Source organism: Pseudomonas sp. Q1-7 (genome assembly GCF_028010285.1).
Taxonomy (GTDB): Bacteria; Pseudomonadota; Gammaproteobacteria; order Pseudomonadales; family Pseudomonadaceae; genus Metapseudomonas.
The window spans coordinates 988508-1001924 of the sequence record NZ_CP116304.1 but is presented as its reverse complement, the minus strand read 5'-3'; the positions used below and the strand labels follow the sequence as shown (position 1 = coordinate 1001924).

The following is a 13417-nucleotide window of genomic DNA, read 5'->3' as shown; positions in this document are numbered from 1 at the left end:
GAGAAAAGATCGGCGAGGCGCCTTTTTCATGCCGGGACAAACGGCGCTTGCCAAGTACCGGAGATTGGCAATAGGCTGCACTGGTCTGACCGGTAATACCACAACAATTAAACGCATTCGGTTCCAGCGCCTCATGCCTTCCGAGACGCCACGAATGCACCGAACGGAGACCCCCGCGATGCTATTCAAGCTCTGCACCCGCTCGATCTTTCTGCAAGTCGTGATAGGCCTGGTAATCGGCGTGATGTTCGGCGTCGGACTTCCCGAATTCTCTTCCCAACTCAAACCCCTGGGCGACGGCTTCATCAAGCTGATCAAGATGCTCATCGCGCTGATCGTGTTCTGCGTGGTGGTCAATGGCATCTCGGGCGCCGGCGACCTGAAGAAGGTCGGGCGCATCGGCCTCAAGTCGGTGATCTACTTCGAAGTGCTCACCACCCTGGCGCTGGTGCTGGGACTGGCGGTGGCCTACGGGCTGGGGCTGGGCTCCGGCGCCAACATCGACCTGTCCAGCCTGCACGGCGCCGACGCGGCGGTCTACGGTTCGGCCACCAAGCAGATGCATGGCCCGGTGGATTTCATCATGGGCCTGATCCCGTCCTCTATCTTCAGCGCCTTCGCCGAGAACAACATCCTCCAGGTCCTGCTGTTCGCCGTACTCTTCGGCAGCGCCCTGAACCTGGTGGGTGAACAGGCGAGCGGCATCTCCAGGCTGATCGGCGAGGTCAGCCACGTGATCTTCCGCATCATGGGCATGATCGTGCGCCTGGCCCCGCTGGGCGTGTTCGGCGCGGTGGCCTTCACCACCAGCCGCTACGGCCTCGAATCCCTCAGCCACCTAGGCGCCCTGGTCGCGGTGTTCTACCTGACCTGCACCCTCTTCGTGCTGGTGGTCCTGGGCGGCGTGCTGCGCCTGTGCGGCGTGCCGATGCTGCCCTTCCTGCGCTACTTCCGCGAGGAACTGCTGATCGTCGTCGGCACCGCGTCGTCCGACGCCGTGCTGCCGCAGGTGATGCGCAAGCTCGAACGCCTCGGCATCCGCAGCTCCACCGTGGGCCTGGTGATTCCCACCGGCTACTCCTTCAACCTCGACGGTTTCTCCATCTACCTGACCCTGGCCGTGGTCTTCATCGCCCATGCCACCGGCACGCCGCTGTCGGCCGGCGACCTGCTGACCATCCTGCTGGTGTCCCTGGTCACCTCCAAGGGTGCCCACGGTATCCCCGGGTCGGCCCTGGTCATCCTCGCCGCGACCCTCACCGCCGTGCCGGCCATCCCCGCCGCCGGCCTGGTACTGGTACTCTCGGTCGACTGGTTCATGGGCATCGGCCGGGCCCTGACCAACCTCATCGGCAACTGCGTCGCCACCGTCACCATCGCCCGCTGGGAGAACGACATCGACCTCCAGCGCACCCAGGGCGTGCTCGCCGGCGGCGCGACCGGAGACGACGACGGTTCCATGCAACTGCGCACACAACTGGTCAGACCGGGTGAAACGGATGCGTGAAAACGGCTGGCGCCCCGGAGGGGGCGCCACCGGGCCGACGGATTCCAAGCACTAGGGAGGTTCAATGTTCTCGTCATCCAAACTCGTCAACTCGATCGTGCAGAAGCTGCTCGACCCCATCGAACAGGGGCAGTGGGCCGCCGGCCAGATGCTGCCGGGGCAGCGGGAACTGGCCGAGCAGCTGGAGATCAGCCGCCCGAGCCTGCGCGAGGCCATCACCGTGCTGGAAACCCTGGGCGTGGTGCGCTCCCTGCCGGGCAAGGGCGTGATGGTCCTGGAACGCCGGAGCCAGCCCATGGCGGTGGTTCCGGTGCCCAACGCGGCGACCGCCGCCGACGTGCTGCAACTGCGCTATGCCCTGGAGCCCTTCATCGTCGGCCTGGTGGCGCAGACGGTGGACGACAACGCCCTGAGCCAGCTGCGCCTGCTGGTACTGGACATGCGCGAGGCGGTGGAGGACCGCAATCCCACGGCCCTGGCGAGCGCCTATTCGGGCTTCCACCGCAAGGTGGTGGCGATCACCTCCAACCCCATCTTCCTCAGCGTGTCCCGGCAGATCGGTAGCGCCCTGGAGCAGAGCGAAGGGCCGACGCTGCACAGTCCGGAACACGCCGAGCAGGTACTCGAGGAACACGAGGCCATCCTGCGCGCCATCCGCCGACACGACAGCGAGCAGGCCAGCCGCGCCATGCGCCAGCACATTCTCAATGAGGGCGTGCGCTTGAACATCGACCTGCGACTACCCGAAACCTGACCCGGCGCGCGTCCGCGCGCCAGCTAGCCACGGCCCGGAAAGGGCCCCCAGTCGACACTTCACGCGATGCGAGGTGGGAGCATGCACAACATCGACATCACCTTTTCCCGCACTGGCGGTGAACCACGCGCCGCCGGACACCAGGTCTACGAGGCGCTCTACACGGCGATCCTCGACCGGCGCCTGGCCCCCAATACCCGGCTCAGCAAGGAAACCCTCGGCCGCATCTTCAGCGTCAGCACCGGCACCGTGCAGCGCGCCCTCAGCCGGCTGGCCGAGGACGGTGCGGTGGAGCTGGCGCCGAACCAGGTGGCATCCATCGCCCGGCCCTGCGAGCGGAACGCCCGCGAACTGCTGGAAGCACGCCTGATGATCGAGTCGCAGGTCATTCGCCTGATCGGCGACCGCCTCGCACCGGAACAACTGGACGAGCTGCGCGACATGATCGAGCGCCAGCGGCAGTGCCTGGCCGGCGGCGACCACGCGGGCATGCTCGGCCAGGCGAACCGCTTCCACCTGCGCCTCGCCGAACATGCTGGCAACCCCTGGCTGCTGGACTTCCTCGCCCGCCTGTTGCCACGCGCCGCCCTGAGCATCGCCCTGAGCCGCAGCCGCGCCTACAGCGCAACCTCCTGCGACGAACACCAGGCCGTGGTGCAGGCCCTGGCGGATGGCGACACGGAACGGGCCAGCGAATTGATGTGCCGGCACCTGAACGGGCTGTTCGCCCGCTTGCGTTTCATGCCGCCACCCACGGAGGACCTGCGCGCCGCGTTCCAGGGCAGGCTGGGCCCGAACCGGCGCCGTGCCAGCCAGGCCTAGGAGCGCCTGCCGCGCACCACCTCGAAGAACGCCTCGATGATCCGCCGCGAGCCCTGCTCGCGCAGGCACACCAGGGTTTCGGTCATGCGCTGCCGGCAGTCACGGACCGGCAGCACATGGACGTTGGCGCTGGCGCCCACTTCGGCGGCGGAGACGAAGCCAACGCCGAGGCCGGCGGCCACCATCTCGAAGGTGGCCTCCCGGCCCTCCACCTCGATGGCCGGGCGAATCGACAGCCCCGCGCGCTGCATTTCGCTTTCCAGGATCTGCCGGGTCATGGAACCGCGCTCGCGCAGCACCAGGGGCATACCCTCCAGGTCGGCGAGGACGATGGCGTCGCGCTGCGCCCAGGGATGGGAATGGGCCACGAAGGCCACCAGCGGGTCACTGCTCAATACATGGGTGATCAGGCCATCGTCTTCCACCCCCCGCCCCAGCAGGGCGAAGTCCGCCTTGTACTCCTGCAGCCGGCGCAGGCATTCGTCGCTGTTGCCGGTGACCAGGCTGACGCGGATGCCCGGATAACGCTCGCAGAACCGCGCGATATGCCCCAGCAGGTGCACCGGCGAATCCACCGCCAGGGTCAGGCTGCCGGTTTCCAGGGCGCGGGACGTGGACAGCAGCTCCTGGGCCTCGGCCTCGGCGGCGAACAGGCGCTGGGTGATGGCCAGCAGCCGCTCGCCGAGGTCGGTCAACTGCACCGAGCGCTTGTTGCGGTGAAACAGCAGGATGCCGAAGCGCTCCTCCAGCTTGCGCACCTGGTCGGACACCGCCGGTTGGCTGAGGCACAACGCCTCGGCCGCGCGGGTGAAATTGCCGTGCACCGCCACCGCATGAAAGGCCTTGAGCTGCGCCTGGGAAACCGCCATCCGTCCACTCCAGATAAATAAGCTCAGCTTATTTTTGAAATACTATAAATCGATTTTTATTATTTTTAGGGAATTGGTTTCATCTCTCCACCGCAACGCGCCCTTACCAGAGCACAGACGCTGGAGACGACCATGACCAAAGCCGAATCCCCCTCCTCCACCCAGCCGCTGGCCGCGCCCGCCTTCGGCGAGCCCTACCTGCTGACTCCCGGCCCGCTGACCACCTCCAGGGCCACCAAGGAAGTTATGCTGCGCGACTGGGGCTCCTGGGACGGCGCCTTCAACCGGGTCACCGCCGAAGTCCGCCAGGAGTTGCTGTCCATGGCCGGCGTACAGGACGACAGCTTCGCCTGCGTCCCCCTGCAGGGCAGCGGCAGCTTCTCAGTGGAAGCCGCCCTGGCCACCGCCATCCCCCGCGACGGCAAGTGCCTGATCCTGATGAACGGCGCCTACGGCCAGCGCGCCGCCAAGACCCTGGACTACCTGGGCCGCGCCTACCTGACCCTGGACAAGGGCGACTACCTGCCGCCGCAGCCGGACGAAGTGGACGCCCTGCTCCAGGCCAACCCGGACATCACCAACGTGTTCCTGGTCCACTGCGAGACCAGCTCCGGCATCCTCAACCCGCTGCGCGAGATCGCCGACGTGGTGAAGGCCCATGGCAAGAGCCTGATCGTCGACGCCATGAGCTCCTTCGGCGCCGTGCCGCTGACCATCAACGAAGTGGCCTTCGACGTGCTGGTGTCCTCGGCCAACAAATGCATCGAGGGCATCCCCGGCTTCGGCTTCGTGATCATCCGCCGTGCCGTGCTGGAAGCCGCCAAGGGCCGCGCCCACTCCCTGGCCCTGGATATCCATGAGCAGTGGACGTACATGGAGCGCACCGGCCAATGGCGCTTCACGCCGCCGACCCACAGCGTGGTGGCCTTCCGTAGCGCCTTGGAACAGCACGCCGCCGAAGGTGGCGTGGCGGGCCGCCTGGCACGCTACAGCCGCAACCGCGACGTACTGGTGGCCGGCATGCGCGAACTGGGATTCAAGACCCTGCTGGAAGACCAGTGGCTGTCGCCGATCATCACCACCTTCTTCAGCCCGGAGCACCCGAACTTCGAGTTCAAGCGCTTCTACGAAGAGCTGAAGGCCCGTAGCTTCATCATCTACCCGGGCAAGCTGACCGTGGCGGAAAGCTTCCGCATCGGCTGCATCGGGCAGATCGACGAGCACATCGTCCGCCAGTTGCTGCGCGCCATCGCCGACACCCTGGAGGTGATGGACGTGGAGATGCCGGCCGCCTGAGGAACCGTCAGGGATCGCTGGCTTCCGCGCGGGGATGCCGCAGGTCGCCTCCCCGCCCCAGCGACCTCTTTTTGTCACATCGCCGTAGTAAATCAGCCGCTCGGCAGCGCCGGGCAGGGAGCCTACTAGCGCCGAACTCATCCACCCGCCTGACGCCACGACCGCTGCCATCTGACCAAGGCCGTGCGTTTAGACAGCCCAGCAGCAGAACAACAACAACCTCCCTATTTGCACTGTCCGGCATTCCCACACGGGGTCAGAACCATGAACAACAACGCAGGTGCCTTGCACAGTGGCTGGAAGTCCCTCCAGCGCTGGCGCGTCCAGATCTTCCTCATCACCTGGCTGGCCTACGCCGCCTTCTACTTCACCCGCAAAGCCTTCTCGGTGGCCAAGCTCGGCATCGGCGAAGACCCGGGCTTCGAACTCGACAAGGCCGCCATGGCCAACCTCGATGCGCTGTATCTCGCCGCCTACGCCGTGGGCCAGTTCACCTGGGGCATTTTCGCCGACCGCTTCGGCCCGCGCGTGGTGGTGCTTGGCGGTCTAGTGGTGTCGGCCCTGGCGGCGGTGGCCATGGGCACCTTCGCCACCCTGCCGATCTTCGCCACCTGCATGCTGGTCCAGGGCCTGGCCCAGTCCACCGGCTGGTCGGGCCTGTGCAAGAACATCGGCAGCTTCTTCGCCACCCGCGAGCGTGGCCGCGTGCTGGGTTACTGGAGTACCTGTTACGCCTTCGGCGGCCTGGTGGCCACCCCCTTCGCCGGCTGGTGGGCCTACGAAGTGTTCCACGACTGGCGCATGGCGTTCATGTCCAGCGCCCTGGTGGTGTTCGCCGTGGCCGTGGCCTTCTTCTTCCTGCAGCGCAACAGGCCGGAAGATATCGGCCACGCCCCGGTGGAAGCGGAGGCCGGCAGCGGAAACGGTCCGCGCGAAAGCCACTGGAACGCCCTGCGCAGGGTGATGAGGAACCGCACCGTACTGGTCCTGGGCCTGGCCTACTTCCTGCTGAAGCCGGCGCGCTACGCCATCCTTCTCTGGGGCCCGGTGATCGTCTACGAACGCATGCCGTCCATTGGCAAGGTGGCTTCTGCCATCGTCCCCACCGCCTTCGAACTGGCCGGCCTGGTAGGGCCGATCCTCATCGGCATCGCCTCGGACAAGCTGTTCGGCGCCCGCCGCATGCCGGCCTGCGTGTTCAGCCTGATCGCCCTCACCGTCTGCCTGGCGCTGTTCGTTCCGGCCATGCAGAGCGGCAGCCTGTACCTGGTGGTGGGGCTGCTGTTCCTGATGGGCATGACCCTCTACGGCCCGGACTCGATGATCAGCAGCTCCGCCGCCATCGACTTCGGCACCCAGGAAGCCGCCGGCACCGCCGCGGGCTTCGTCAACGGCTGCGGTTCGGTGGGTGCCATCCTCGGCGGCCTGCTGCCGGGCTACTTCGACACCACCACCGTATTCCTCGTGTTCACCGCTGCGGCCCTGCTCGCCAGTCTGATGCTGGTGCCCTTCTGGAACAGCCGCCCGCAAACCCTGAACGCGCCGGACAGCATGCCGGCCACCGGTCAACCGGCCCTGGCCGGCGCCAAATCCTGAATCCGCTTACCTGAACTGCCACCCGCTGGAGTCTTCACCATGCACTACACGCAACCCACCCAACTGCAAGCCGCCATCCTCGACTGGGCCGGCACCGTCGTCGACTTCGGCTCTTTCGCCCCGACCCAGATCTTCGTCGAGGCCTTCGCCGAGTTCGGCGTCGCCGTCTCCCTGGCAGAAGCCCGAGGCCCCATGGGCATGGGCAAGTGGGACCACATCCGCACCCTCTGCGACATCCCCGCCATCGGCGAGCGTTACCGCGCCGCCTTCGGCCGCCTGCCCACCGATGACGACGTCACCGCTATCTACGAGCGCTTCATGCCGCTGCAAATCGAGAAGATCGGCGTGCACTCCGCGCTGATCCCCGGCGCCCTCGACGCCATCGCCGAACTGCGTGGCAAGGGCCTGAAGATCGGCACCTGCTCCGGCTACCCGAAGGTGGTGATGGAGAAAGTGGTGGCACTGGCCCGCGACAACGGCTACGTGCCGGACCACGTGGTCGCCACCGACGAAGTGCCCAACGGCCGCCCGCACCCGGCGCAGTCCCTGGCCAACGTGATCGCCCTGGGCATCAGCGACGTGGCCGCCTGCGTGAAGGTGGACGACACCTGGCCGGGCATCCTCGAAGGCCGTAGCGCCGGCATGTGGAGCGTGGCCCTGACCTGCTCTGGCAACGCCCTGGGCCTGACCTGGGAGCAGTTCAAGGCTTTGCCGAAAGACAAGCTGGAGGCGGAGCGCGCGCGCATCGGCCAGATGTTCGAAGCCTCCCGCCCGCACTACCTGATCGACACCATCGCCGACCTGCCGGCGGTAATCGACGACATCAACAAGCGCCTGGCGCGTGGCGAGATGCCCCAGTCCAGCTGATTGGAAACGGGGTCAGCCGTCGGCCCCTTCCCCCGGCGGGCATGGACGCCCGCACCTAAAGACGCAAGGCCCGGCTTCTTCGTGAAGCCGGGCCTTGCGCTGTAGGAGCGAATTCATTCGCGATGGGACGCGCAGCATCCCCCGGCAAGCCCGAGGGCCGACCCTGCGGGCCGGTTCGCGAATGAATTCGCTCCCACAAAAAAACGGTTCTTCGCGGGATCAGGGGGAAGAGCGAGTTGACAGTCAGGGAAGTGGTTAGATTGGCAGTCGCCAAACGAACCAACCACCACCCCCTGCTGCCGCCGTGCATCCTATTGATCTTGCTGCTTTCTGGCCAGGCTACGCAGTCGTCTCCTGTCGCCAATCAACCCACGACACCCTGCTAATCGAGCTCGAGCCTCAAGTCGGCTCCATCCCCGAATGCGGACGCTGTGGTGAAGCCTGTCCATTGATCCATGAGCGGCGGACTCGTCAGGTGCGCGATCGCGATCTGTTCGACCAGCGCGTCTTGCTCCAGCTACCGGTGCGCCGCGTCGATTGCCTGAGTTGTGGGCGGGTAACCGAGCGGATCAGCTGGTTGGAACCGGTGTCGCGTTTGACCCAACGCTTGCGCGTCTGGCTCGAAGGCTTGCTGCAATTGCTGCCCATCAGTCATGTCAGCCGCCTCACCGGCCTGCACTGGCACACGCTCAAGACGCTCGATAAGCGCCGCCTGGAGGCCGCCGTTGGCGCTTTCAAGCCGGGCGATGTTCGCCGTCTGGTGATGGACGAGTTCGCCCTGCACAAGGGGCATCGTTATGCCACGGTGATCATGGATGCCGAGCGGACGCGGGTGCTGTGGGTCGGGCATGGCAACAGCCGCGAGGCGATTCGCCCGTTCTTCGAATTGCTGGGCGAGCGCTGCCAGCAGATCGAGGCGGTGGCGATGGACATGAACACGGCTTTCGACCTGGAGGTGAAGCGGCACTGCCCGCAGGCCGAAGTGGTGTATGACCTGTTCCACGTGGTGGCGCGCTACGGCCGTGAGGTGATCGACCGTATCCGCGTCGACCAGGCCAACCTCCTGCGCGAAGACAAACCGGCGCGCAAGGTGGTCAAGCAGAGTCGCTGGCTGCTGCTGCGCAATCACGACAACCTCAAGGACGGGCAGGCCGTGCAGTTGCAAGAGCTGCTCGCGGCCAACCAACCACTGGCCACGGTCTATGTGCTCAAGGATGCGTTAAAGGCAATCTGGTACGCCCCCAGTGTGCAGGAGGGCTGGCGGCGCTGGCGAAGTTGGCTACGGCATGCCCGGGACAGCGGTCTGGCGCCACTGCAACGCTTTGCCCGCAACCTGCGCAAATACGCCCGGGGCATCCTCGCCAGTGCGCGTTTCCACCTACATACCAGCCTGCTGGAGGGCGTGAATAACCGTATCAAGGTGATCAAGCGCATGGCCTATGGCTTCCGAGACTCAGCCTACTTCTTCCTGAAAATCAAGGCTGCCTTCCCCGGGAAAGCGCGATGAACCAAAAAAAATTGGCGCCCAGGACCTTCTCGAAATCTCCGGCGAACCTCGAACCCTGTAGGAGCGAATTCATTCGCGATGGGATGCGCAGCGTCCCCCAGCAAGCCCGAAGGCCAACCCTGCGGGCCGCTTCGCGAATGAATTCGCTCCCACAAAAAAGCGGCGCCCAGGGCCTTCTCGAAATCTCCGGCGAACCTCGAACCCTGTGGGGGCGAATTCATTCGCGATGGGATGCGCAGCGTCCCCCGGCAAGTCCGAAGGCCAGCCCTGCGGGCCAGTTCGCGAATGAATTCGCTCCCACAAAAAAACGGTGCCCCAAGCCTTCTCGAAATCTCCGGCGAACCTCGAACCCTGTGGGGGCGAATTCATTCGCGATGGGATGCGCAGCGTCCCCCGGCAAGTCCGAAGGCCGACCCTGCGGGCCGGTTCGCGAATGAATTCGCCCCCACACAAAAAAGCGGTGCCCCGAGCCTTCTCGTAACCCCCGGCAAACCTCGGACACTGTGGGAGCGAATTCATTCGCGATGGGATGCGCAGCGTCCCCCAGCAAGTCCGAAGGCCAGCCCTGCGGGCCAGTTCGCGAATGAATTCGCTCCCACAAAAAAACGGTGCCCCAAGCCTTCTCGAAATCTCCGACGACCTCGAACCCTGCAGGAGCGAATTCATTCGCGATGGGATGCGTAGCATCCCCCGGCAAGTCCGTAGGCCGACCCTGCGGGCCGGTTCGCGAATGAATTCGCTCCCACAAAAAAATCGGTTCATCGCGCTTTCCCGGGGAAGGCGGCCTTGATTTTCAGGAAGAAGTAGTGGGAGTCCCGGAAGCCGTAGGCCATCCGTTTGATCACCTTGATGCGGTTGTTCACGCCTTCCAGGACGCTGGTGTGCAGGGGGAAGCGGGCGCTGGCGAGGATGCCCCGGGCGTATTTGCGCAGATTCCGGGCAAAGCGTTGGAGCGGCTCCAGACCGCTGTCCCGAGCATGCCGTAGCCAACTTCGCCAGCGCCGCCAGCCCTCTCGCACAGTGGGGGCGTACCAGACTTCCTTCAGGGCATCCTTGAGCACGTAGACCGTGGCCAGCGGCTGGTTGGCGTCGAGTAGCTCCTGCAACTGCACGGCTTGCCCGTCCTTCAGACTCTCGCGGTTGCGCAGCAACAGCCAGCGGCTCTGCTTGACCACCTTGCGCGCCGGTTTGTCCTGGCGCAGCAGGTTGGCCTGGTCGACCCGGATGCGGTCGATCACCTCGCGGCCGTAGCGCGCCACCACATGGAAGAGGTCGTACACCACTTCGGCCTGCGGGCAATGCCGCTGCACCTCCAGGTCGAACGCGGTGTTCATGTCCATCGCCACCGCCTCGATCTGTTGGCAGCGCTCGCCGAGCAGCTCGAAGAACGGACGAATCGCCTCACGGCTGTTGCCATGCCCCACCCACAGCACCCGTGTCCGCTCGGCATCCATGATCACCGTGGCGTAGCGATGGCCCTTGTGCAGGGCGAACTCGTCCATCACCAACCGGCGCACCTCGCCCGGATCGAACGCGCCGACGGCGGCTTCCAGGCGACGTTTATCGAGCTGCTTGAGCGTGTGCCAGTGCAAGCCGGTGAGGCGGCTGACGTGGCTGATCGGCAGCAGTTGCAGCAAAGCCTCGAGCCAGGCCTGCAAGCGCCGCGTCAGGCGTGACGCCGGCTCCAGCCAGGCGATCCGCTCGGTCACCCGCCCACAGCGCAGGCAGTCAACGCGGCGCACCGGCACCTGGAGCAGAACGCGCTGGTCGAGCAAGTCGCGATCGCGTACCCGACGCAGTCGGCACTCATGGATCAGCGGACAAGCTTGGCCGCAGCGCCCACATTCGGGGATGGCGTCGGCTCGAGGCTTGAGTTCGATCAGCAGGGTGTTGTCGGCAGAGGGGCGACAGGCGACGACTTCGTAGCCTGGCCAGAACTGGGCAAGATCAATAGGATGCACGGCGGCAGCAGGGAGTGGGGGTTGGTTCGTTTGGCGACTGCCAATTTACCCACTTCCCTGACTGTCAACGCGCTCTTCCCCCAGACTCCGCGAAGAACCAAAAAATCGGCCGCCAGGGACTTCTCGAAATCTCCGGCGAACCTCGAACCCTGTGGGGGCGAATTTATTCGCGATGGGATGCGCAGCGTCCCCCAGCAAGTCCGAAGGCCAGCCCTGCGGGCCGCTTCGCGAATGAATTCGCTCCCACAGAAAAGCGGCGCCCAGGGCCTTCTCGTAACCCCGGCAGAACCCGCCCCTACAACGGCCTTCGTCGCTAGCCCCGCGTTGCAATCGCATGCTTGCGCAGCTTGCGATAGAGCGTATTGCGACTGATACCAAGTTGCTCGGCGGTACGGGTCATGTGCCAGCGCTGGCTGTCGAGGGCGTTCAGCAGTGCGGTGCGTTCGGCGTCGTCCAACGGATTGGCCAGCGGTTCGGGAGCGGCCGACACGGGCGCCGCCCGCAACACCTCGCGAGGCAGGTCGGGCAGGCGGATGATGCCGTCCTCGCACAGCGCCGCCAGGGTACGCAGTACGTTGCGCAGTTGCCGCACGTTGCCCGGCCAGTGGTAATCCAGCAGGGTCTGGCGCGCCTCCTCGGTCAGCACCACGCGCATGTCGCGCGCCTCTTCCGCCAGCAGGTAGTGCAGCAGCTCCGCCTTGTCACTGCGCGCGCGCAGCGGCGGCAGGTCGATGACCAGGCCGTTGAGGCGGTAGTACAGGTCCTCGCGGAAGGTGCCATCGCCTACGCGCTCCTCCAGTTCGCGGTGGGTGGCGCTGATGATGCGCACGTCCACCGCCTGCGGCTCGCCGCCGATGGGCACCACCTGGCGCTCTTCCAGCACCCGCAGCAGACGGGTCTGCAGGGCCAGCGGCATATCGCCGATCTCGTCGAGGAACAAGGTGCCGCCGTCGGCCTGCTGCAGTTTGCCGCGCATGCCTTCCTTGCGCGCCCCGGTGAAGCTGCCGCCGCGATAGCCGAACAGTTCGCTCTCGATCAGAGTTTCCGGGATGGCTGCACAGTTCAGGGCCACGAAAGGCCGCTCGGCGCGGGAACTGGCCTGGTGCAGCGCACGGGCGAAGGCTTCCTTGCCGGAGCCGGTTTCGCCGTTGATCAGTAGCGGCACGTCGCGTTCGTAGACGCGCAAGGCACGGCGGAAGTCGTTCTGCAACGCCGCATCCCCCAGGCAGATACCCGGTTGCGCCGGTTTCGACGGCGTCTGCGTCAGGGCCTGCGGCTGGCTGCGGGGCTGGCCGCGCAATGCGGCGAACAGCGCCCGGCCATCGCGCGTGCGCAACGGCCAACTGGTGGAGGGCTGCGGCATAGCGCGACCGAGCAAGTCATCCAGGCGGCAGTCGAAAAAGGCTTCCAGCGGCTGGCCGATCAGGCGCTCGCGCGGGTTGCCGAGCAGGTTGATGGCGCTCTGGTTCACCGCGCTGATGCGCCCTTCCCCGTCGAAGGCCAGCAGCCCCTCGCTGAACAGGCCGACGTACTCGGCCTGCAGGTGGAAGCGCAGCAGCCACACGCCTTCGAAGCGACGCAGGAAATAGCAGCTCTCGATCATCTTGGCCGAGAGGTTGACCAGCGCCATGGTGTGGAACTGACTCTGGCGCGACAGGTCATGCCGCGCAGAGGAGACATCGAGCACCGCCATCAGCTCGCCCTGGGGATCGAACACCGGACTGGCGGAGCAGGTGAGGCCGGTGTGGCGGCTGCGGAAGTGTTCGTCCTGGTGTATGGTCAGCGCCTGGCGCTCCACCACGCAGGTGCCGATACCGTTGGTGCCTTCACGGGCCTCGCTCCAGTCGGCGCCGAGCCAGAGCCCGGCGCGCTCGAAGGCGGGCCGTTCGGCATGGGCGGTGACGCAGTTGAGGATCACCCCGCGGGCATCGGTGAGCAGCACCGCGTGCCCCGCTCCGGAGAGCTGGCGATACAAGTTGTTCATCTCGCCATTGGCCACCTCCAGCACCTGCTGCAGGCGCTCGCGGCGCTCCAGCATACGGCCGTGCTCCAGCACGGTGGGCGCCACCGGCAAGGCGGGGTCGAGGTGGTAGTCCTCCAGGCAACGCAGCCAGGAGCGGGCAATGGAAGGGTCGGCGGCCGGACCGCTGGCCTGCGCCTTGCCCTGTGCCAGGGTCATCACCTGTTGGGCGTGACGGCTGAGAGGATTCTGCATTCTTGTTGTTCTCCTGTGCGGGC

Annotated in this window: 10 protein-coding genes; 7 read left to right on the top strand and 3 right to left on the bottom strand. The window is 65.9% G+C overall.

What is annotated here, in order from left to right; genetic code table 11:
- Positions 1 to 154 precede the first annotated feature (154 nt).
- The 3 genes from PJW05_RS04585 to PJW05_RS04575 all read left to right on the top strand — a co-directional run bounded on the left by PJW05_RS04585 (position 155) and on the right by PJW05_RS04575 (position 3083).
- Positions 155 to 1507, top strand: coding sequence for a C4-dicarboxylate transporter DctA (locus PJW05_RS04585; protein WP_271410560.1), 1353 nt, complete (start codon positions 155 to 157; stop codon positions 1505 to 1507).
- Between the two features lie 64 nt (positions 1508 to 1571).
- Entirely contained in the window at positions 1572 to 2261 is a 690-nt protein-coding gene (locus PJW05_RS04580; protein ID WP_271410559.1) for a FadR/GntR family transcriptional regulator, read from the top strand.
- Between the two features lie 81 nt (positions 2262 to 2342).
- Complete coding sequence (locus PJW05_RS04575) at positions 2343 to 3083, top strand: GntR family transcriptional regulator (RefSeq protein ID WP_271410558.1); 741 nt, start codon at positions 2343 to 2345, stop codon at positions 3081 to 3083.
- Here the strand turns inward: PJW05_RS04575 and PJW05_RS04570 are convergent.
- The gene (locus tag PJW05_RS04570) at positions 3080 to 3952 is read right to left on the bottom strand and encodes a LysR substrate-binding domain-containing protein (protein WP_271410557.1); all 873 of its coding nucleotides are present in this window, start codon (positions 3950 to 3952) and stop codon (positions 3080 to 3082) included. The genes PJW05_RS04575 and PJW05_RS04570 overlap by 4 nt on opposite strands.
- 132 nt (positions 3953 to 4084) lie before the next feature.
- On the opposite strand from PJW05_RS04570, the gene PJW05_RS04565 reads away from it, so the two are divergent.
- The 4 genes from PJW05_RS04565 to PJW05_RS04550 all read left to right on the top strand — a co-directional run bounded on the left by PJW05_RS04565 (position 4085) and on the right by PJW05_RS04550 (position 9218).
- A complete protein-coding gene (locus tag PJW05_RS04565) occupies positions 4085 to 5248 on the top strand; it encodes a 2-aminoethylphosphonate--pyruvate transaminase (RefSeq protein ID WP_271410556.1) in 1164 nt (387 codons plus the stop codon).
- 264 nt (positions 5249 to 5512) lie between these two features.
- Complete coding sequence (locus tag PJW05_RS04560) at positions 5513 to 6844, top strand: MFS transporter (RefSeq protein WP_271410555.1); 1332 nt, start codon at positions 5513 to 5515, stop codon at positions 6842 to 6844.
- A 39-nt stretch (positions 6845 to 6883) separates the two neighbouring features.
- Positions 6884 to 7711 carry a phosphonoacetaldehyde hydrolase gene (phnX, locus tag PJW05_RS04555; protein ID WP_271410554.1) on the top strand — a complete coding sequence of 276 codons (828 nt, stop codon included), beginning with the start codon at positions 6884 to 6886 and terminating at the stop codon, positions 7709 to 7711.
- 304 nt (positions 7712 to 8015) lie between these two features.
- Positions 8016 to 9218, top strand: coding sequence for an ISL3 family transposase (locus PJW05_RS04550; protein WP_271410553.1), 1203 nt, complete (start codon positions 8016 to 8018; stop codon positions 9216 to 9218).
- Between the two features lie 758 nt (positions 9219 to 9976).
- Here PJW05_RS04550 and PJW05_RS04545 read toward each other — a convergent pair.
- Together PJW05_RS04545 and PJW05_RS04540 are read right to left on the bottom strand one after the other, a co-directional pair.
- Positions 9977 to 11179, bottom strand: coding sequence for an ISL3 family transposase (locus PJW05_RS04545; RefSeq protein WP_271407857.1), 1203 nt, complete (start codon positions 11177 to 11179; stop codon positions 9977 to 9979).
- Between the two features lie 313 nt (positions 11180 to 11492).
- Positions 11493 to 13394 (bottom strand): sigma-54-dependent Fis family transcriptional regulator, encoded by a 1902-nt coding sequence (locus PJW05_RS04540; protein ID WP_271410552.1) that lies wholly within the window; start codon positions 13392 to 13394, stop codon positions 11493 to 11495.
- Positions 13395 to 13417: the final 23 nt, after the last annotated feature.